This window comes from Actinosynnema sp., assembly GCF_052038725.1.
The window spans coordinates 1-20033 of sequence record NZ_JBQGCX010000349.1; the positions used below are offsets into that span (position 1 = coordinate 1).

A 20033-nucleotide genomic window follows, 5' to 3' on the forward strand; every position below is an offset into this window, starting at 1 on the left:
CGCGGTCCAGGGCCGCGTCCGCCGCCGGGGTCCGCTGGCGGGGCAGGTCGCACACCACCACCTGCCCCGACCTGCGGCCCGCCTCGACCACGGACGCCACCGCGCCCGCGCCCGGCCCCTCGCCGTCCCGGCCGCAGGACAGCACCCGCACCCCGCCGCACGCGGGCAGCACCTGGCGCAGCGCGGCGGCCGGGACCCGGCCGGACAGGTCGAGGTCGGACCAGCGCATCCCCGCGGTGGTCTCGGCGCCCAGCGCGAGGTCGAGGCCGCCGCCCAGCGGGTCGCAGTCGACCAGCAGCGACGGACCGCCCGAGGCGGCGACGGCCCTGGCCACGGCCGCCGCGAGCACCGACGCGCCCGCACCGCCCCGGCCGCCGAGCACGGCCAGCACCCGCCCGGCCTCCGGCGCCACCTCGGTCGCGTCGCGCAGCAGCGCCACCAGCCCGGCGTCCGCCGACACCGCCCGCTCCACGCCCAGCTCGACCGCCCTGGGCCAGGTCAGCTCGCCCGGCGGACCGGTCGACACCAGCAGGACCCCCGGTCTGCGCGGCAGCCCAGCCGCAGCGCACGCCACCACCGCGCGCTCGTCCAGCAGCACCACCGGCGCGTCGTGCCACCGGCCGCGCAGGGCGGTCACGTCCACCACCCGCTCCAGCTCGCACTCGGCGACGGCCGCCAGCCGCAGCACCTCGTCCAGCAGCTCCGCCCCGTCCACCAGGACCACCGATCGCCCCACGTCCCGCTCCCCGCTCTCGTCGAAGCCCACGTGGAGAACGGTCGTCCCCGGTGAGCGAGGACACAACGGGCGCATGATCAACATGTGGACAACCGGACGGCCTGTGGACAACTCGCGCCGCTCACGTGCGGGAGAAGCCGCCGGGGTGTACCGCGACGTGGGCGCGCGAGCGCGCGCGGCGGGAGGCCGGGGAAGCGCGGGAGAACCGGGAGGAGATCAGGTTCGCGGAGGCGGCCACCTGACCCCGGACATGGGACGACCCCCGCCAGGGGGGAGGGACGGGGGTCGTCATTGGTTCAGTCCCGGGGGGTCGGACTGAACCTGTCCGGTCGAGCCGGACCGCTCTACTGTATCCCCACAGACGTCAGTCATGCGTGTCTTCCGAGAGAGGGACGCAGAAATTTCGGGAGACCGCACCACACTCGGTTCGTAAAACGCCGAACAGCGGCCTCCATTCGGCGGCGGGCGACCACCCCTAAGCTGGCCCCCGTGACCGATCCAGCCGCCGAGGGCACCCGAGTCGCCGCGTTCTTCGACCTGGACAAGACCGTCATCGCCAAGTCGAGCACCCTCGCGTTCAGCAGGCCCTTCTTCCAGGAGGGCTTGATCAACCGCCGGGCGGTGCTCAAGAGCGCCTACGCGCAGTTCGTCTTCATGCTCGCGGGCGCCGACGACGACCAGATGGACCGGATGCGCTCCCACATCACCGCGCTCTGCTCCGGCTGGGACGTGGAGCAGGTCCGCTCGATCGTGGAGGAGACGCTGCACGACATCGTCGACCCGCTCGTCTACAAGGAGGCGACGCAGCTCATCTCCGACCACAAGGCGCAGGGGCACGACGTGGTCGTGGTGTCCGCGTCCGGCGAGGAGCTGGTGTCCCCGATCGCCCAGATGGTCGGCGCCGACCTGAGCGTGGGCACCCGGATGGTGACGTCCTCCGGCCGGTACTCCGGCGAGGTGGACTTCTACTGCGCGGGCGAGAACAAGGCCGTCATGGTCAAGCAGCTCGCCGCGGAGCGCGGCTACGACCTGGAGCGCTGCCACGCCTACTCGGACTCGGTGAGCGACCTGCCGCTGCTGGAGGCGGTCGGGCACCCGACGGCGGTCAACCCGGACCGGGGGCTGCGCAAGGCCGCGACCCAGCGCGGGTGGCCGGTGCTGGCGTTCACGGACCCGGTGTCGCTGCGGGCGCGCATCCCCCGGCCGTCCGGCGCGGCGGTGGCGGTGACCGCGATCGGGCTGGGCGCGACGGTCGCCGCGGGCGCCGCCTGGTACGGGCTGCGCAGGCGGCGGCGGAGCTGATCCGCACTACCCCGCGGCGGCGGCGAAGTCGACCGGACACGCTCCGCGACTGGAGCGGTGCACCCCATCGAGCCCTTGATGTGACGGCCGACACGCACTAGAAAGGAAGTGCGGACCTCGGGTCGGCCAGGGGCGGGGCGGAAGAGAAGCCCTGCTCACCCCGGCGGAGCTCCGTGCGCGGACTTCGAGCACCCACGCGCAGCACGCCGCGGGAGGCTTGTCGTCTAGGGCCTGCGTACCGGGACGCCGGACGCCGAGGACCAGGGTGATACGACACGAGTTGCACGCTTGGTAACTCGACAGCCCGCGCCGTTGAGCGGGACCCCGTGCTGGAGCACGGGGTCCCGCTTTTTTGCGCGTCGGGGACGGTTCGGTGGACGGTCCTGCGGAGGGCACTGCGGAGGGCACCACGGGGGGCACTGCGGATGGCCCAGCACGAAGTTCACCCGAACGTGGCGACCCCAGGGGGCTCCCGAACAACCGGTCCGCCGCCGGACGATGGTCACGCAACGCCATTCGTTGACCCACCTCCGTGACGTGGGTAACTTCCGGGACAGGTGACCAGGACGTGGGAGATTTCCGAAGTGGGGAGGCCACCGTGCACCGCCTCAGCCGCACCCTCCTGACCGCGGCCGTGGTCGCGTCGTCGACCGCAGCCCTCCCGAGCGCGCACGCCGCGCGACCCGAACCGCCCGCGCCGCAGTCGGTGACCTCGCTGGTGCGCGGCATGTCGCTGGAGGAGAAGGTCGGCCAGCTGTTCGTCACCTACGTGCACGGGCAGTCCGCCGACGAGGTCCACCCCGGCAACCTGCGGGACTTCGGCGTCGACACCCCGGCCCAGGTGGTGGCCAGGTACCGCCCCGGCGGCGTCATCTACTTCAACAACTCCAGCTACGACAACATCGACACGCCCCCGCAGATCGCCGCGCTGTCCAACGGCCTGCAGCAGGCCTCGCGCGTCCCGCTGACCATCTCCACCGACCAGGAGATGGGCATCGTGACCAGGATCGGGCCGCCGCTGACCCAGTTCCCCGGCAGCATGGCGCTGGGCGCGGGCCGGGACGAGCGGGCGGCCGAGCGGGCGGCGTCGGTGACCGCGCGCGAGCTGCGGGCGCTGGGCATCACGCAGAACTTCGCGCCGGACGCGGACGTGAACTCCAACCCGGCGAACCCGGTGATCGGGGTGCGGTCGTTCTCCTCGGACCCGGACCTGGCGGCCACGATGGTGGCGGCGCAGGTGCGCGGCTACCAGCAGCGGCACCTGTCGCGGTCGGCGGTGTCGGCGGCGGCCAAGCACTTCCCCGGCCACGGCGACACGGCCGACGACAGCCACACCAGCCTGCCGACCGTGGACCGCACCGTGGAGCAGTGGCGCGAGGTGGACGCGAAGCCGTTCCGGGCGGCGATCGCGGCGGGCGTCGACTCGATCATGACCGCGCACATCCGGATGCCCGCGATCGACCCGTCGGGGGAGCCCGCGACGCTGTCCAAGCCGGTGGTGACCGGGCTGCTGCGCGAGGAGCTGGGCTACGACGGCGTGGTGATCACCGACTCGCTGGCGATGGCGGGCGTGCGGCAGCTGCACACCGACGCGGAGATCCCGGTGCTGGCGCTCAAGGCCGGGGTCGACCAGCTGCTGATGCCGGTGAAGCTGGGCGAGGCGATCGACGCCGTGGTGGCGGCGGTGCGCGCGGGCGAGCTGTCGGAGCGGCGGATCGACCAGAGCGTGCTGCGGGTGCTGCGGATGAAGTTCCTGCGCGGCGCGCTGCCGGTGTTGCCGGTGCCGCCGAACCCGGTGGTGGGCACGCCGGACCGGCTCGCGCAGGCGCAGGAGGTCGCGGACCGGGCGGTGACGGTGGTGCGGGACGACGCGGGTGTGGTGCGGGCCGGGCGGCTGCCGGGGTCGGTGCTGGTGACGGGCTGGGGCGAGGCGACGACGGCGGCGCTGGCCGAGCGGCTCCGGGCGCGCGGGGCGACGACCCAGGTCGTGGTGACCGGGTCGGCGCCGAACGAGCAGCAGATCGCCGGGGCGGTGTCCTCGGCGGGCGGGGTGGGCGCGGTGGTGGTGCTGACCAACGCGCTGTCCAGGCAACCCGCGCAGCGCGCGCTGGTGGACCGGCTCGTGGCGAGCGGGAAACCGGTGGTGGCGGTGGCGGTGCAGAACCCGTACGACGTGGGGCACTCGAACGCGCAGGCGTGGCTCGCGACCTACTCGTACGGGGCGGTGGCGATGGAATCGGTGGCGCGGGTGCTGAGCGGGGAGGTCCGGCCAGGCGGTCGGCTCCCGGTGGACGTGCCGGGGCCGGTGGCTTACCCGTTAGGGCACGGGTTGAGCTGGTGAGCGGGCTGACGGGACCGGTGACCGGAGACCGGTGGCACTGGTGAACAGGCTGGTGCGGTCGGTAGTCGGGGACTAGCGCCGGCGTTGGCGAGTGGGCTGGTGGGGCCGGTGATCGGAGGCCGGTGGTGGTGGTGGTGAACGGGTTGGTGGGGTTGGTGAGCGGGGTCCGGGCGGTGAGCTGAGGGGGACTCGTGGAGCGGAGGCGCTTCCTGGCCGCCGGGGCGGTTGGGGTGGGCACGGCGGTGTTCGGCGGGGCCGCGTCGAGTGGGGCGGGTGCGGAACCGGGTGGCGTGGAGTTCGGCCGTGCGGGGGCGGGTGGTCTGGCTCAGAGTGGTCTGGCTCAGGGGGGTGTGGGGGCGGAGGACGGCGGTCAGGGCGGCGTCGGTCAGGGCGGTGGTGAGCAGAGCGGGGTGGTGCGGACCGGGGCGGAGCAGTGGGCCGCGCTGGGGTGGCGTGAGTTGGCTGGGCGGCGGGTTGGGGTGTTGACCAATCCGACCGGTGTGCTGGTCGACCAGACGCACGTCGTGGACTCGATGGTCGCGGCGGGTGTGCCGCCGGTGGCCGTGTTCGGGCCCGAGCACGGGTTTCGGGGCACGGCTCAGGCCGGTGGTTCCGAGGGCGACTACCTGGATCCGCGCACGAGCATCCCGGTGTACGACGCGTACGGCGCGGACGCCGCGAAGCTCGCCGGGCTGCTCACCAAGGCGGGGGTCGAGCACGTGGTGTTCGACATCGCCGACATCGGCGCCCGGTTCTACACCTACATCTGGTCCATGTACACGGCGATGCAGGCGGCGGCCCGCGTCGGCGCGCGGTTCACCGTGCTCGACCGGCCCAACCCGGTGGGCGGGGAGGCGCACGGGCCGCAGCTCGACCCCGCTTACGCGACCGGGGTGGGGCGCAAGCCGATCGTGCAGCAGCACGGGATGACGGTGGGCGAGCTGGCCGGGTTCTTCAACGCCGAGTTCCTGCCGTCGGACGGTGGCGCGGTGGCGGACCTGCGGGTGGTCGAGGTTCGGGGGTGGCGCCGGTCGCGGTTGGACACCGGGCTGCCGTGGGTGCCGCCGAGCCCGAACGTGCCGACCCGCGACACCGCGCTCGTCTACCCCGGAACCTGCCTGTTCGAGGGGCTGGTCTTCTCGGAGGGGCGGGGCACGACTCGGCCGTTCGAGACGATCGGCGCGCCGGGGCTGGACTGGCGCTGGGCCGAGGACCTGAACGCGCGCGGCCTGCCGGGGGTGCGGTTCCGGGAGGCGCACTTCACGCCGTGGTTCGGCAAGTTCGCGAACACCGCGTGCTCCGGGGTCGCGCTGCAGGTCACCGATCCGGGCGGGTTCGACGCGATCCGCACCGCCGTGGAGATGATCGTGGTGGCCCGCTCCCGCTACCCAGTCGTCTTCGCCTGGCGGCTGGATAACTGGATTGACAAGCTGAGCGGCTCGGACCGGTTGCGCCGCATGGTCGACGCGGGCGCGGGCGCCGACGAGGTCGTGGGCGCCTGGTCGGACGAGCTGTCCACGTTCCGCACGAGGCGCCGCCGCCACCTGCGCTACCGGTAGAGGGGACCCGCGATGCGCCTGCCCACCCACCTGGCAACGGCCGCACCACACCCGACCGCACGGCTGAGCAATACCAACACCAACACCAGCAACGCCACCGACGCCGACGCCGACGCCGACGCCAGCAGTGCCAACGCCAACAGTGCCAGTGCCAACACAGCCAAGGTGAACGCCAGCGGTGCCAACACGGCCGGTACCAGCACGGCCAGTGCCAACAGCGCCAGTGCCAGTACCGCCACTGGCACTACCACCGGCACTACCAACACCAACACCACCGGCAATGGCAGCGGCAGCGGCAGCGCTGTGTTGCGCCTGCCTGGCCGGCTGGGCGCGGTGGTGGTGCGGTGGCGCGGCTTGCGGGGCGAGGGCGCGTCGCGGCGGTTCGGGCCGTTGGGCACGTTCGGGGTGCGGTTGCCTGCCCTGCTGGCCACGACCGCGTTGCTGTTGGGCACCCTGGCGCCGGTGAGCGCCGAGACTGTTCCGCGTGCCCGGTTCGACCAGCCGCGGGCGGGGTTCGCGGCTGCGGGGACGGTGTTGCGGGCTGGGGCTCCTGAGCTCGTCGGGGTGGACCCGGTTCCTGTTGGGCGGGCGTTGGGAGTGGTGCGGGGGTTCACCGGTGGGGCGGCTCCGCTGTTCCCCGGTGCGGTCACGCTGATGGCGCACGACGGGGTGGTCGTCGGGCACGAAGCCGTCGGGTGGGCGGTCAGGCACGCGGACGGGGGCAGCGAACTGCCCGTGGACGAGCGGGTTCCCGCGGCGCTGGACACGATCTTCGACTTGGCCTCGATCTCGAAGCTGTTCACCTCGATCGTGGTGGTGCGGCAGGCGGAACTGGGGCGGGTCGGGATCGAGCGGCCGGTTGCCGAGTACCTGCCGGAGTTCGCCGCGGCGGGCAAGGGGGCCATCACGGTTCGGCAGCTGCTCACGCACACCTCCGGGCTGGCCGCGTGGCTGCCGCTGTGGTCGGGGTGGCCGGATCGGGACTCGCGGATCAAGGCGGTCATGGACGTCGCGCCCACCAGCGCGCCTGGCGCGAACTACCTGTACTCGGACCTGAACCTCATCACGCTGGGCGTGCTGGTGGAGCGGGTGTCCGGGATGCCGTTGGACGCCCTGGTGCGCGAGACGATCACCGAGCCGCTGGGGCTGGTCGACACCGGTTACAACCCGCCGCCGGAGAAGCTCGACCGGATCGCCGCCACCGAGTTCCAGGCCTCCCCGCCGCGCGGGGTCGTCCGGGGCTCGGTGCACGACGAGAACGCCTGGTCGCTGGGCGGCGTCGCCGGGCACGCGGGCGTGTTCTCCACGGCCCGCGAGCTGGCCGTGCTCGGCCAGGCGATCCTGAACGGCGGGGCTTACGGGGGCAGGCGCATCCTCAGCGAGGAGTCGGTCACCGGGATGCTCACCAACCTGACGCCCGAGTTCCCCGGCAACGCGCACGGCCTCGGGTTCGAGCTGGACACCCGCTGGTACATGGGCGCCCTGTCCGCCCCGCGCACGGCGGGCCACACCGGGTTCACCGGCACCACGATGGTGCTGGACCCGGCGTCCCGGTCGATCGCGCTGCTGCTCACCAACCGGGTGCACCCGAGCCGCGACCGCGGCTCGATCAACCCGGCCCGCCGGGCCGTGGCGTCCGGGCTGGCCGAGGCGCTCGCGGTCGGGCCGGTGCGCGGGCGGTCGGCGTGGCGCGGCGACCCCGGCGGGACGCTGACCACCAAGGCCCTGCCCGACGGGCCGAAAGTGCTGCGGTTCAGCGCGTTCACCGACCTGGACGCGGGCGAGTCGGTCGCCGTGCAGGAGTTCGACGGCTCGGGCTGGCGGGACCTGCGGGTGCTCACCGGGGCCGGGACGCGCGCGTGGGAGCGGATCGAGCTGCCCATGACCGGCACGGCCGCGCGGTGGGTGCGCTCGGGGGTCGGCGCGAACGGCGCGCGGGGCGGGTACGTGGACGCGATCGAGGTGGTCGCGGGCCGCCGGGTGCTGCTGGACGGCGAGCGCGGAACGGGCGAGGTGACGGCCTCCGGGTGGCGCCCCGTGGACCGTTAGTAACGGAAACGGCTTCCCTCCGACAAAGGGGGGTGAACGGCTCTTATCGATCAGGGCGGTTACCCGCAACTTGCGTTGACCGCCCGTGATGCGGTTAGTAAGTTTCCCACGTGTCCACCGAGAACACCGACGCCAGTCCACTCGTGAAGATCCGCTCCCTGCTCCCCGGCCTGGCCAGGGCGGAGCAGCGGGTGGCCAAGGTCGTGCTCGACAACCCGGCGACCGTGGCGCACCGCAGCATCACCGAGGTGGCCGAGTCCGCGGGCACCAGCGAGACCACCGTGACGCGGTTCTGCAAGGCGATCGGCGTCGGCGGCTACCCGGAGCTGCGGATCGCGCTGGCCGCCGACACCGCGCGCACCGCCGCCCGCACCGACCGGGACCTCGGCGGTGACATCGGCCCCGGCGACGACCTGCGGCAGGTGGTCGGCAAGGTCGCGTTCGCCGACGCCCGCGCCGTGGAGGAGACCGCCGAGCAGCTGAACGTCGACACCCTGCAGGCCGTGGTGGACGCGGTGGCGCGTGCGGGCCGGGTCGACGTCTACGGCTTCGGCGCGAGCGCGTTCGTCGCCTTCGACCTCCAGCAGAAGCTGCACCGCATCGGCCGCACCTGCTTCGCCTGGAACGACACGCACATCGCGCTCACCTCGGCCGCCGTGCTGACCGGCGCGGACGTGGCCGTGGGCATCTCGCACACCGGCTCCACCACCGAGACGGTCGAGGCGCTGCGGGTGGCGCGCGAGCGCGGCGCGACCACGGTGGCGCTGACGAACTTCCCGCGCTCCCCCATCAGCGAGGTCGCCGACCACGTGCTGACCACGGCGGCCCGCGAGACCACGTTCCGCTCGGGCGCGATGGCCAGCCGCATCGCCCAGCTGACCGTGGTCGACTGCCTGTTCATCGGGGTCGCGCAGCACCACGTGGAGAGCGCGACGAGCGCGCTGGAGGCGACCTACGACGCGGTCGCGGGACACCGGCTGGGCGCCCGCCCGGACGGCAGGAGGCGGCGGGAGGCCGGGAGATGACCGCGCGGAGCGACGTGGTGCGGGTGGAGTCCCCGACCGAGGCGCGCAACCCGCGCACCGGGGAGATCGACCGGATGTCCACGCTGGACGTCCTGCGGATGATCAACTCCGAGGACCGGGGCGTCCCGGACGCGGTCGCCGCCGTGCTGCCCGAGCTGGCCCGCGCGGCCGACCTCGCGGTGGCCGCGCTGCTCGGCGGCGGCCGGGTGCACTACGTGGGCGCGGGCACGTCCGGCAGGCTCGCCACGCTGGACGCGGCCGAGCTGCCGCCCACGTTCAACACCCCGCCGGACTGGTTCGTCGCCCACCACGCGGGCGGCGCGGAGGCGCTGGTGCGGGCCGTGGAGAACGCCGAGGACCAGGCCGCCACGGGCGCCGAGCGCATCCGCGCGCACGCCGAACCGGGCGACCTCGTGCTCGGGGTGACCGCGTCCGGCCGCACCCCGTTCGTGCTCGGCGCGCTGGCCGCCGCCCACGAACTGGGCGCCCGCACCGCGCTGGTGTCGAACAACCCGAGCGCGCCGCCCGCCCCGGTGGACGTGCTGATCACCGTGGACACCGGCCCGGAGGCGATCGCGGGCTCGACCAGGATGAAGGCGGGCAGCTCGCAGAAGCTGGTGCTGACCGCGTTCTCCACGGCCGTGATGGTGCGGATGGGCCGCACCTACTCGAACCTGATGGTGTCGGTGCGGGCCACGAACGCGAAGCTGCGCGGCCGGACCGTGCGCATCCTGAGCGAGGCGACCGGTCTGGACGAGCGGGAGTGCACCGACGCGCTCACGGAGGCGGGCGACGACCTCAAGGTCGCGCTGGTGCACCTGCTGTCCGGTTCTCCCGCGCCGGACGCGGCCGAGGCGCTGACCGCGACCGGCGGGCACGTGCGGCAGGCGCTCACCCGGCTGTCAGCGGGCGCCACGGGATAGGCGTCGACAGCACCATCGCGCTGGACGTCTCGCCGTGCCCGCCCAGGCGCACGAGCAGCCGCTCCAGCTCGCTGACCGAGGTCGTGACGACCTTGACCACCGAGCAGATGTCCCCGGTCAGCCGCACCACCTCCACCACCTCGGGGCAGTCGTCGAGCAGCTCGGGGTGCACGGTGATGCACCGGGGCCCGTAGCACTTCATCCGCACCAGGGCGATCACCGAGCGGCCGACCGCCGTGGGGTCGACCACCGCGCGGTAGCCGGTGATCACGCCCGCGTTCTCCAGCCTGCGCACCCGCTGCGCCACCGTGGGCGGGGACACGCCGACCTTGCGGGCCAGCTCGTTGTAGGACAGCCGGGCATCGGCCTGGAGGGCTTCGACCAGCGCCCAGTCGACCGCGTCGAGGTCCGTTCTCACGAACGACAAGCTAGCGCGCCGAACGCTTTCCGAACCTGAGAAGAAACCCGACGCGGGCTGGCCGACGCCCATTCCGGTGAGCGGAAAGCCGCTCCATCATTGACGCATGGAACAGGTGTGCCCGGTCGCCCCGAAGCTGGACTTCGGCGGGACCACGCCGTACGAGGACTACGTGCGCGCCTCCGTCCTGCACACGTTGCAGCGGCAGGCGTCCGACGACCCGCGCGAGATGTCGTTCCTGGTGACGACCCAGGTGATGGAGCTGTACTTCGGCCTGCTGTGCTTCGAGTGGCGGCAGGCGCAGAAGGAGCTGCGGGCGGACGACGTGACCGCGGCGGTGCGCACGCTGCGCCGCAGCGAGCTGCACATGCAGGCGCTGAACGCGGCGTGGCGGCCGATCGCTCGGATGACGCCGGGCGAGTTCAACTCGTTCCGGGACGCCCTCGGCGAGGGCTCGGGTTTCCAGTCCGGCCGCTACCGCGAGGTGGAGTTCCTGCTGGGCGAGAAGTCCCGGTCGATGCTGGTGCCGCACCGCTCGGCGCCCGCGCAGCACGACGCGCTGGAGGCGCTGCTGAGCGAGCCGAGCCTGTACGACGACGTGCTCGCGGCGCTGCACCGGCGGGGGCTGGACGTGCCGGACGAGCTGCTCAAGCGCGACTTCGCCGAGGCGTACGCGCCGGACGAGCGGGTGGAGGCGGTGTGGGCGCACGTCTACCGGGAGGGCCCGAGGGACCTGCTGGAGCTGGGCGAGGCGCTGACCGACGTGGCCGAGGAGTTCTCCCGCTGGCGGCACGACCACCTGCTCGCGACGCGGCGCTCGATGGGGTCCAAGGTGGGCACCGGCGGGTCGGCGGGCGTGGCGTGGCTGGAGAAGCGCGTGCGCCGGGCCGTGTTCCCGGAGCTGTGGACCGCGAGGAGCTACGTGTGACCGACCCGCTCGCCCACGTCAGGGAGCTGTTCGACCTGGCCGACGACGTGGTGTACCTGGACGGCAACTCGCTGGGCGCGCCGCCGAAGGCGGTGGCCGAGCGGCTGGACGACGTGGTCCGCAGGCAGTGGGGCCGCAGGCTGATCCGCTCCTGGTCCGAGGGCTGGTGGGAGGCCCCGCAGCGGATCGGCGACCGGATCGGGCGGCTCGTGGGGGCCGCGCCGGGGCAGGTCGTGGTGGGCGACTCGACCAGCGTGAACCTGTTCAAGGCGCTGGTGGGCGCGGTGCGGGGCGCCGACCGGGCCGAGATCGTGGTGGACGCGGGCACGTTCCCGACCGACGGCTACATCGCCGCGTCGGCGGCCGAGCTGACCGGGCTGTCACTGCGCCCGGCCGACCCGGACGACCTGCGGCTGGACGAGCGCACGGCGGTGGTGCTGCTCAACCACGTCGACTACCGGACCGGGCGGCTGCTGGACATGGCCGCGCTGACCGAGCGGGCGCACGAGGTGGGCGCGAAGGTCGTCTGGGACCTGTGCCACAGCGTCGGCGTGCTGCCGATCGAGCTGGACGCGCTGGGCGTGGACCTGGCGGTGGGCTGCACCTACAAGTTCCTCAACGGCGGCCCCGGCTCCCCCGCGTTCCTGTACGTGCCGAGCGCGGCGCAGCCGGGGTTCCGGCAGCCGCTGACCGGCTGGACCGGGCACCGGGAGCCGTTCGCGATGGCCGCCGAGTACACCCCGGACGCCGGGATCGCGCGGGCGCGGGCGGGCACGCCGGACATCCTGTCGATGCTGGCGCTGGACGCCGCGCTGGACGTGTGGGACGGGGTGGAGCTGGCGGACGTGCGGGCCAGGGGGCTGGCGCTGACGGCGCGGTTCATGGAGCTGGTGCGGGACCTGCCGGGCGTCGAGGTGATCACGCCCGCCGACGAGGGGCGCGGCCACCAGGTGTCGCTGCGGCACCCGGAGGCGGCGCGGCTGATGGCCGAGCTGATCGCGGGCGGGGTGATCGGCGACCACCGGCCGCCGGACGTGCTGCGGTTCGGCTTCGCGCCGCTGTACAACACGTTCGAGGAGGCGGAGCGGGCGGCGAAGGCGCTGGCAGAGCTGCTCTGAGGAGCTAGGCCGCGGCGTCCGCGATGCTCTGGGCCTCGCGGGCGCCCGCTTCCAGCGCGGCGCAGCTGAAGGTGATCCACCGGGCGACGCCATCGGGCTCGCCGGTGGAGAACCCGTGCAGGGCCGCGTCGTACTCGGAGCGCCTGCGCAGGCACCACACCTCGGGCACGCCGAGGCCCTTCGGGTCGAGCCCGGTCGCGATGGAGGCCAGCCGGGACGCCGCGCGGGCGACCACGCCGTTGGCGGTGTCGAACGGGGTCAGGGCCATCAGCTCGCCGTGCACCACGGCCACCACGAGCGGGCCGGGGGCGGACGTGCCGCCGGTGACCAGGCCCGCCAGCAGGTCGAGCCGCTCGGCGACGCCGGGCACCAGCCGGGGCCTGCCCAGCTCGGTCCCCAGGTCGGCGGCGGCGAGGACGTGCAGCTTGGCCAGCGCCTGGAGCGGGGCGCGCTGCCAGGTCGGGAAGACCACGCCCAGCGACTCGGCGACGCGCAGCGCGCCCGCGAGCACGGGGTCGGTGACCTCGCCGTCCTCGGGGATCGTGGTGGGGCCGCCGTCGAGCGCGGCGGACGCCCTGGCCGCGCGCACCGAGGCCTCGGCCGCCGTGGTGGCCCAGCCGCGCAGGTTGACGCGGTGCCGGTGCACCCGGAACACGGCGTCGCGGGCGGAGGCGACCGCGTCGGCGACGCCGGGCAGGTCCAGCAGCGGTGCGAGCGGATCGGTCACGCGGGGTACGGTACCCGCCGGTAAGTGGCCTCCCGGACTTTCTCCCGCAGTGGTCGTTCTGGAAGTCCACATGTCGACTTAACGTCACGGCATGACCTGGTTCGACCGCCCCGTGCTCAGCGATCCCCACGTCCGGCTGGAGCCGCTGACCCCGGACCACGCCCCCGGACTGCTCAAGGCGGGCGCGGACCCCGGCGTGTGGACCTGGCTGAGCAGCCGCCAGCCGACCGACCTGCCCGCGATGGCGGCGTTCGTGGACCGGGCGCTGGCCGACCCGGACCGGGCGCCGTGGGCGCAGGTCGACCCGGCCACCGGCGAGGTCGTGGGCACCACCTCGTACTACGAGGTCGACCCCGCGCACCGGAACCTGTGCATCGGCCACACCTGGATCGGCGCGCCCTGGCAGCGCACCCCGCTGAACACGGCCGCGAAGCTGCTCCTGCTCACGCGCGCGTTCGACGAGCTGGGCGCGCTGCGGGTGGGCTGGCACACCGACGTCCGCAACGAGCGCTCGCAGCGGGCCATCGCCCGGCTCGGCGCGACCCGCGAGGGGGTGCTGCGGGCGCACCGGATCAGGCCGGACGGCACCGTCCGGGACACGGTGGTGTTCTCGGTGACGGCCCCGGAGTGGCCCGGCGTGCGTGACCGGCTCGTGGCACGACTGGCCGAGTGATCGACCACCACCGGGTGTGAGCGGGGTCACCCGCCCTTACCGCTGGTCGCAATTGAGGTGTCATTCGGCGGATTAGCGGTGGTCCGTGACGTGGGACACGGGTTACACAGTTACCCATGTGTTTCACAGCCGCCGTATTGGTCTGAACCATGTCGGGGTGCTGTGAGCGGGACCGCCACCGCGGGCGCCCACCACGGCCAAGGATTCAGGAGGTCTGCCCGACATGACCAAGCCGAACGAGAACGGCCCGACCCTGGACAACCTGCTGACCGAGAGCCGCACGTTCCCCCCGTCAGAGGAGTTCGCCGCGCAGGCGAACGCGACCCAGGCGCTGTACGACTCGGCCGCCGCCGACCGCGAGGCCTTCTGGGCCGAGCAGGCCGACCGGCTGACCTGGGAGCGGAAGTGGGACCGGGTCCTCGACTGGTCCGACGCCCCGTTCGCCAAGTGGTTCGTCGGCGGCAGGCTCAACGTCGCCTACAACTGCGTCGACCGGCACGTCGAGTCCGGCCACGGCGAGCAGGTCGCCATCCACTGGGAGGGCGAGCCCGGCGACAGCCGGACCATCACCTACGCCGACCTCAAGCGCGACGTCTCCAAGGCCGCCAACGCGCTGGCCTCGCTCGGCGTCGGCGCCGAGGACCGGGTCGCCATCTACATGCCGATGGTGCCCGAGGCGATCGTCGCCATGCTGGCCTGCGCCCGCATCGGCGCGCTGCACAGCGTCGTGTTCGGCGGCTTCTCGGCCGAGGCGCTGCGCACCCGCGTCGAGGACTCGCAGGCCAAGCTGGTGATCACCACCGACGGCCAGTACCGGCGCGGCAACCCGGCCCCGCTCAAGCCCGCCGTGGACGAGGCCGTGTCGAAGGCCGCGAGCGTCGAGCACGTGCTGGTGGTGCGGCGCACCGGCGGCGAGGTGGCCTGGACCGAGGGCCGCGACCTGTGGTGGCACGAGCTGGTGGACGGCCAGTCCGAGGAGCACGCCCCCGAGGCGTTCGACTCCGAGCACCCGCTGTTCATCCTCTACACCTCGGGCACCACCGGGAACCCCAAGGGCATCCTGCACACCTCCGGCGGCTACCTCACGCAGACCGCCTACACGCACCACAACGTGTTCGACCTCAAGCCGGACAGCGACGTCTACTGGTGCACCGCCGACATCGGCTGGGTCACCGGGCACAGCTACATCGTGTACGGCCCGCTGGCCAACCGGGTCACCCAGGTCGTCTACGAGGGCACCCCGAACACCCCGCACGAGGGCCGCCACTGGGAGATCGTGCAGAAGTACGGCGTCTCGATCTACTACACCGCGCCGACGCTGATCCGCACGTTCATGAAGTGGGGCGCGGAGATCCCGGCCAAGCACGACCTGTCGTCGCTGCGGGTGCTCGGCAGCGTCGGCGAGCCGATCAACCCCGAGGCGTGGATCTGGTACCGGGAGAACATCGGCGCGGGCAAGGCGCCGATCGTGGACACCTGGTGGCAGACCGAGACCGGCGCGATCATGATCTCGCCGCTGCCCGGCGTGGTCTCCACCAAGCCCGGTTCGGCGCAGCGCCCGCTGCCCGGCGTCGGCGCGAAGGTCGTGGACGACCAGGGCGTCGAGGTCGGCCCCGGCGGTGGCGGCTACCTGGTGCTGGACCAGCCGTGGCCGTCGATGCTGCGCGGCATCTGGGGCGACGACGCGCGCTACCGCGACACCTACTGGTCGCGGTTCGCCGAGGAGGGCTTCTACTTCGCGGGCGACGGCGCGAAGTACGACGCGGACGGCGACATCTGGCTGCTGGGCCGGGTGGACGACGTGATGAACGTGTCCGGGCACCGGATCTCCACCACCGAGGTGGAGTCCGCGCTGGTGTCGCACCCGACCGTGGCGGAGGCGGCGGTGGTCGGGGCGACCGATCCGACGACCGGGCAGGGCATCGTGGCGTTCGTGATCCTGCGCGGCGGGGTCGCCGAGGGCTCGGACGGGGCCGAGGCGATCAAGGCGCTGCGCGACCACGTGGCCAAGGAGATCGGGCCGATCGCGAAGCCCCGGCAGATCATGGTCGTGCCGGAGCTGCCGAAGACCCGCTCGGGCAAGATCATGCGCCGCCTGCTGCGCGACGTGGCGGAGAACCGCCAGGTCGGCGACGTGACGACGCTGGCCGACTCGTCCGTGATGGACCTGATCTCCTCCGGCCTGAAGAAGGGCTCCGGGGAGGACTGAGCACGCGGCTGAGCGGTCCCGGCGGGCGTTCCACCACTTGGTGGAGCGCCCGCCGTCGGTTACGCTTGGTCACAGGTGAGCCGGGAAGTCTGGTCGGCACGTGATCAGCCGTGCCCAGAGACCGGAGCCCCCCTTGTCCTCACCAGCCCCCAAGCCCGTCGCCGAGTTCGCCCGCTACCTGCGCACCGAGACCACCGGCGGCATCGTGCTGCTGGTGGCCACCGCGATCGCGCTGCTGTGGGCCAACTCCCCGCTCGGCGACTCCTACACCGCGCTCCGCGAGACCCACCTCGGCCCGCTCACCATCGGTGACTGGGTCAAGGACGGCCTGCTCGCGGTCTTCTTCTTCGTGGCCGGGCTGGAGCTCAAGCGCGAGCTGGTGGTCGGCGAGCTGAACAGCCTCAAGGCCGCCGCCCTTCCGGTGATCGCCGCGGTCGGCGGCATGGTGGTCCCCGCCCTGGTCGCGCTCGGGTTCTCCTGGGGCGAGCCGGGAGCGGGCCAGGCGTGGGCGATCCCGATGGCCACCGACATCGCGTTCGCGCTGGGCGTGCTGGCGATCGCCGGGTCCGCGCTGCCGAGCAGCGTCCGGGTGTTCCTGCTCAGCCTCGCCGTGGTGGACGACCTGGGCGCGATCGCGGTGATCGCGGTGCTGTTCACCTCCGGCCTGGAGCTGCTCGCGGTGCTGGCCGCCGCCGCGCTGCTCGGCCTGTACGCCTTCCTCCAGCACAAGCGGGTCACCACGCCCTGGCTCTACGTCCCGATCGCGGTGGGCACCTGGGTCGCGGTCCACGAGGCGGGGGTCCACGCCACGATCGCCGGGGTGGCGCTCGGGCTGCTGACCCGCGTGCGCGCCGACGAGGGCGAGGACGAGGCGCCCGCCGCGCGCCTGGAGCACCGGTTGCAGCCGTGGTCGGCCGGTCTGGTGGTGCCGCTGTTCGCGCTCTTCGCGGCGGGCGTCCCGGTCGGCGGGGACGCCCTGCGCGCGCTGGCGGACGACCCGATCGCGCTGGGCGTCGTCGCGGGCCTGGTGCTGGGCAAGGTGATCGGCATCCTCGGCTTCTCCGCGCTGGCGGTGCGGCTGAGGCTCGCGGTGTGGCCGAGCGGCGCGGGACCGCGCGACGTGGCGGCGGTGGGCGTGCTCGGCGGCGTCGGGTTCACGGTGAGCCTGCTGATCGCCGACCTCGCGCTGACCGGCGAGGCGGCCGAGCGGGCCAAGGCCGCGGTGCTGATCGCGTCCCTGCTGGCGTCGCTGATCGCGGCGGTCCTGCTGGTCCGGCGGGGCAGGGCGCACCGGGACGCGGACTGATCGCCGGGTGATCGACCGCGTGATCAGCCGGTCGGGCGGCCTCGCGCCAGGGGGCGTGGCACGATTGTGCGGTGACCACCCCGAGTGAGAACACCCCGCCTCCAATCCCGTCGATCCCGCTGACGGCGGAGAACGCCTCGACGATCGCCGGGGAGACCTCCATCGGCGGGCTGGTGCGCGACGCGACAGCCCACATGTCGACGCTGCTGCGGGCCGAGGTGGAGCTGGCCAAGGCCGAGGTGACCCACGAGGTCAAGCGGGGGCTGAAGGGCAGCGTCTTCTTCGTCCTGGCGCTGGTGGTCCTGTCCTTCAGCTTCTTCTTCCTCTTCATCGGCGTCGCCGAGGGCCTCGCGGTGTTCCTGTGGCGGTGGGCGGCGTACGTGCTCGTCTTCGTCGTGATGCTCGTCGTCGCGGGCCTGCTCGGGTTCCTGGGCTACCGGAAGATGAAGGCGCTGCGCGCCCCGACGCGGACGATCGAGTCCGCGAAGGAGACCGTCGCGGCGCTGCGGCACCGCGACGACCGCGACGACACCCCCTGAGCCGGGTCGTGGCGCAGCCGCCGGACCCGTCGTCCGCGCGGGTACCCGGCCCGTGGGCGCACCGCGACGTGTCCGCCAACGGCATCCGGCTGCACGTGGCCGAGCTGGGCGACGGACCGCTCGTGCTGCTGCTGCACGGGTTCCCCGAGTTCTGGTGGTCCTGGCGGCACCAGCTGGTCGACCTGGCCGAGGCCGGGTACCGGGCGGTGGCCGTCGACCTGCGCGGGTACGGGGACTCGGACAAGCCGCCGAGGGGCTACGACGGGTTCACGCTCGCCGGTGACGTCGCCGGGCTGGTCAAGGCGCTCGGCGAGTCCAGGGCGCACGTCGTCGGGCACGCCTGGGGCGGGATGCTGGCCTGGGTGGTCGGCGCGCTGCACCCCCGCCTCGTGCGGTCGGTGACGGCCGTGTCCGCGCCGCACCCGCTGGCGCTGCGCCGGGCCGTGCGGCGCAACACCGCCGGGCAGGCGCGCGCGCTGGGGCACCTGCTGCGGTTCCAGCTGCCGGTGCTGCCGGAGCGCTCCCTGCTGGCCGCGAACGGCGCCCGCGTCGGCGAGCTGCTGCGCGCCTGGGGCGGCGCGGGGTGGACGGCCTCGCCGGAGTTCGCCGAGGTGGTCGAGCGGAACACCGCCGCCGTGCGCATCCCCGGCGTGGCGCACAGCGCGCTGGAGTACCACCGGTGGGCGGTGCGCTCGCAGGTGCGCAGCGACGGGCGGCGGTTCGCGGAGGCGGTCTCCCGGAAGCTGGAGGCCCCGGTGCTCCAGGTGCAGGGCGCCCGCGACCCGGTGATGCTCGCGCAGACCGCGCTCGACTCGGCCCGCTGGCGCGGCCCTGGCTCGGTGCTGCGGGTGCTTCAGGACGTCGGGCACTTCCCGCACCAGGAGGACCGCGCCGAGGTCAGCCGCGTGATCGCGGGCTTCCTGGCCGAGCGGTAGCCGGGCGCCCTCGGGGGCGCCCGGTCTCAACGCCCGGTTCCCGCGATCACGAGGCGCAGGTCTGCGTGGGTGCGCGCCGCACCAGCCCCGGCGCCTTGGCCACCTCGTCGGCGACCTCCTGCGGGGTCAGCACGAACCCGGTCTCCTGGTCGTCCACGGCCGCGCCGAACACCACGCCCATGACCCGGCCATCCCGGTCGACCAGCGGGCCGCCGGAGTTGCCGCTGCGGACCTTCGCCCGGATCGTGTAGACGTCCCGCGTCACGGTCTGCGCGTCGTAGATGTCCGGCCCGCGCAGCATGGGGATGCGCTCGCGCACCCGCGCCTCGGACGCCGTGTACGGGCCGTCCAGCGGGTAGCCGAGCACGATGCCGTCCTCGCCCTGGTCGATCTCGTCGGTGCGGAACTGGAGCGGCTGCGCGTCCAGGTTCGGCACGGCCAGGATCGCCAGGTCGGTCTGCGCGTCGTAGTGCACGACCGTCGCGTCGAACTTGCCCTGGCCGACCTCGATGCTGACCTCGGTGGTGCCCGCGACGACGTGCGCGTTGGTCATGACCCGCTCCGGCGCGATCACGAACCCGGTGCCCTCCAGGGCCCGCGAGCACGAGGGCGCCCGGCCGCGCACCTTCAGCACGCTCGGCCGCAGCCGCTGCACCACGGGGTCGCCGCTGAGCTCGGGGTCGGGCGGGGAGACCTCCCGGAGCGGGGTGCGGTTGAACGGGTCCATCGCGGCCGGGAAGCCGGACACGTCGAACAGGTTCTGCAGGTCCTCGGACAGGTCGCGGGCCGCCTGCGGCATCGCGCCGTCCACGGTGGACAGGATCGCGGACTGGTTGAGGCCCTTGGCCAGCGTCGGCAGTCCGGCCACCGAGGTGAGCGGCAGCGCGATCATCCACGCCACCACGAACACCACCGCGCCCTGCACGACCGCGCCGAGCGCGTTGTCCACGCCGCGCAGCGGGGTCGCGTTGACCTTGGACTTGACCGCGCGTCCGATGTAGACGCCCAGCGTCTCGCCGAGCGCGACCAGGAGCACCACCACGCCGACCGCGAAGACGACCTTGGTCACCACGTTGTCGAAGCGCGACACCACCACCGGCGCGAGCTGCGTGCCCAGCAGCAGGCCGACGAGCACGCCGATGAAAGCGGGCACGGCCACGACCATGCCCTGCCTGGCGCCCGACACCGCGGCGAACGCGGCTATCGCCAGCACCAGCAGGTCTACCCAGTTCACCCGGTTCCTCC

General features: G+C 73.4%; 18 protein-coding genes. 13 read left to right on the forward strand and 5 right to left on the reverse strand.

What is annotated here, in order from left to right:
- On the reverse strand, positions 1 to 766 hold a 766-nt coding region (ssd, locus tag ACTUAL_RS06890), incomplete at its 3' end, for a septum site-determining protein Ssd (protein WP_440899665.1).
- Positions 767 to 1225: 459 nt separating this feature from the next.
- Between ssd and ACTUAL_RS06895 the strand changes: the two genes are divergently transcribed.
- The 3 genes from ACTUAL_RS06895 (at position 1226) to ACTUAL_RS06905 (ending at position 5938) form a co-directional block, all read left to right on the forward strand.
- Positions 1226 to 2038: an HAD-IB family hydrolase gene (locus ACTUAL_RS06895; protein ID WP_096491124.1), complete on the forward strand. Its 813-nt coding sequence runs from the start codon at positions 1226 to 1228 to the stop codon at positions 2036 to 2038.
- 598 nt (positions 2039 to 2636) lie between these two features.
- A complete protein-coding gene (locus tag ACTUAL_RS06900; RefSeq protein WP_440899666.1) occupies positions 2637 to 4379 on the forward strand; it encodes a glycoside hydrolase family 3 protein in 1743 nt (580 codons plus the stop codon).
- A gap of 350 nt (positions 4380 to 4729) precedes the next feature.
- Positions 4730 to 5938, forward strand: coding sequence for an exo-beta-N-acetylmuramidase NamZ family protein (locus tag ACTUAL_RS06905; protein WP_440899667.1), 1209 nt, complete (start codon positions 4730 to 4732; stop codon positions 5936 to 5938).
- Here the strand turns inward: ACTUAL_RS06905 and ACTUAL_RS06910 are convergent.
- Positions 5929 to 6390: a hypothetical protein gene (locus tag ACTUAL_RS06910; RefSeq protein WP_440899668.1), complete on the reverse strand. Its 462-nt coding sequence runs from the start codon at positions 6388 to 6390 to the stop codon at positions 5929 to 5931. The genes ACTUAL_RS06905 and ACTUAL_RS06910 overlap by 10 nt on opposite strands.
- A gap of 10 nt (positions 6391 to 6400) precedes the next feature.
- Between ACTUAL_RS06910 and ACTUAL_RS06915 the strand changes: the two genes are divergently transcribed.
- The 3 genes from ACTUAL_RS06915 (at position 6401) to ACTUAL_RS06925 (ending at position 9935) form a co-directional block, all read left to right on the forward strand.
- Complete coding sequence (locus ACTUAL_RS06915; RefSeq protein WP_440899669.1) at positions 6401 to 7987, forward strand: serine hydrolase domain-containing protein; 1587 nt, start codon at positions 6401 to 6403, stop codon at positions 7985 to 7987.
- A gap of 110 nt (positions 7988 to 8097) precedes the next feature.
- Positions 8098 to 9012: a MurR/RpiR family transcriptional regulator gene (locus ACTUAL_RS06920; protein WP_012782901.1), complete on the forward strand. Its 915-nt coding sequence runs from the start codon at positions 8098 to 8100 to the stop codon at positions 9010 to 9012.
- On the forward strand, positions 9009 to 9935 hold the full coding sequence (locus ACTUAL_RS06925; RefSeq protein ID WP_096491120.1) for an N-acetylmuramic acid 6-phosphate etherase: 927 nt from the start codon (positions 9009 to 9011) through the stop codon (positions 9933 to 9935). Before ACTUAL_RS06920 ends, ACTUAL_RS06925 begins: the two co-directional genes overlap by 4 nt.
- Here ACTUAL_RS06925 and ACTUAL_RS06930 read toward each other — a convergent pair.
- On the reverse strand, positions 9904 to 10425 hold the full coding sequence (locus tag ACTUAL_RS06930) for an Lrp/AsnC family transcriptional regulator (RefSeq protein WP_440899670.1): 522 nt from the start codon (positions 10423 to 10425) through the stop codon (positions 9904 to 9906). The two genes, ACTUAL_RS06925 and ACTUAL_RS06930, sit on opposite strands and share 32 nt — an antisense overlap.
- A gap of 34 nt (positions 10426 to 10459) precedes the next feature.
- On the opposite strand from ACTUAL_RS06930, the gene ACTUAL_RS06935 reads away from it, so the two are divergent.
- Both ACTUAL_RS06935 and kynU read left to right on the forward strand, forming a co-directional pair.
- Positions 10460 to 11281 (forward strand): tryptophan 2,3-dioxygenase, encoded by an 822-nt coding sequence (locus tag ACTUAL_RS06935; protein ID WP_012782898.1) that lies wholly within the window; start codon positions 10460 to 10462, stop codon positions 11279 to 11281.
- On the forward strand, positions 11278 to 12399 hold the full coding sequence (kynU, locus tag ACTUAL_RS06940) for a kynureninase (RefSeq protein ID WP_440899671.1): 1122 nt from the start codon (positions 11278 to 11280) through the stop codon (positions 12397 to 12399). Before ACTUAL_RS06935 ends, kynU begins: the two co-directional genes overlap by 4 nt.
- Before the next feature lie 4 nt (positions 12400 to 12403).
- Here the strand turns inward: kynU and ACTUAL_RS06945 are convergent, their stop codons facing one another.
- Positions 12404 to 13126, reverse strand: a complete 723-nt coding sequence (locus ACTUAL_RS06945; RefSeq protein ID WP_096491118.1) for an oxidoreductase — start codon at positions 13124 to 13126, stop codon at positions 12404 to 12406.
- A 91-nt stretch (positions 13127 to 13217) separates the two neighbouring features.
- On the opposite strand from ACTUAL_RS06945, the gene ACTUAL_RS06950 reads away from it, so the two are divergent.
- The 5 genes from ACTUAL_RS06950 (at position 13218) to ACTUAL_RS06970 (ending at position 18788) form a co-directional block, all read left to right on the forward strand.
- Positions 13218 to 13799 carry a GNAT family N-acetyltransferase gene (locus ACTUAL_RS06950; protein WP_096491117.1) on the forward strand — a complete coding sequence of 194 codons (582 nt, stop codon included), beginning with the start codon at positions 13218 to 13220 and terminating at the stop codon, positions 13797 to 13799.
- Between the two features lie 223 nt (positions 13800 to 14022).
- Positions 14023 to 16008 carry an acetate--CoA ligase gene (gene acs, locus ACTUAL_RS06955; protein WP_096491116.1) on the forward strand — a complete coding sequence of 662 codons (1986 nt, stop codon included), beginning with the start codon at positions 14023 to 14025 and terminating at the stop codon, positions 16006 to 16008.
- 133 nt (positions 16009 to 16141) lie between these two features.
- Entirely contained in the window at positions 16142 to 17314 is a 1173-nt protein-coding gene (gene nhaA, locus ACTUAL_RS06960; protein WP_440899672.1) for a Na+/H+ antiporter NhaA, read from the forward strand.
- A 71-nt stretch (positions 17315 to 17385) separates the two neighbouring features.
- The gene (locus ACTUAL_RS06965) at positions 17386 to 17853 is read left to right on the forward strand and encodes a phage holin family protein (RefSeq protein ID WP_096491114.1); all 468 of its coding nucleotides are present in this window, start codon (positions 17386 to 17388) and stop codon (positions 17851 to 17853) included.
- An 8-nt stretch (positions 17854 to 17861) separates the two neighbouring features.
- Positions 17862 to 18788, forward strand: coding sequence for an alpha/beta fold hydrolase (locus tag ACTUAL_RS06970; protein WP_096491113.1), 927 nt, complete (start codon positions 17862 to 17864; stop codon positions 18786 to 18788).
- A gap of 46 nt (positions 18789 to 18834) precedes the next feature.
- On the opposite strand, the gene ACTUAL_RS06975 is transcribed toward ACTUAL_RS06970, so the two are convergent.
- Positions 18835 to 20022, reverse strand: a complete 1188-nt coding sequence (locus ACTUAL_RS06975; RefSeq protein WP_096491112.1) for a MarP family serine protease — start codon at positions 20020 to 20022, stop codon at positions 18835 to 18837.
- Positions 20023 to 20033: the final 11 nt, after the last annotated feature.

Excerpts from the sequence above, each read along its gene's own strand:
- ACTUAL_RS06925 (WP_096491120.1), top strand. The coding sequence starts at position 9,009 with ATGACCGCGCGGAGCGACGTGGTGCGGGTGGAGTCCCCGACCGAGGCG.
- ACTUAL_RS06930 (WP_440899670.1), bottom strand. The coding sequence starts at position 10,425 with ATGGGCGTCGGCCAGCCCGCGTCGGGTTTCTTCTCAGGTTCGGAAAGC.
- ACTUAL_RS06935 (WP_012782898.1), top strand. The coding sequence starts at position 10,460 with ATGGAACAGGTGTGCCCGGTCGCCCCGAAGCTGGACTTCGGCGGGACC.
- ACTUAL_RS06950 (WP_096491117.1), top strand. The coding sequence starts at position 13,218 with ATGACCTGGTTCGACCGCCCCGTGCTCAGCGATCCCCACGTCCGGCTG.
- acs (WP_096491116.1), top strand. The coding sequence starts at position 14,023 with ATGACCAAGCCGAACGAGAACGGCCCGACCCTGGACAACCTGCTGACC.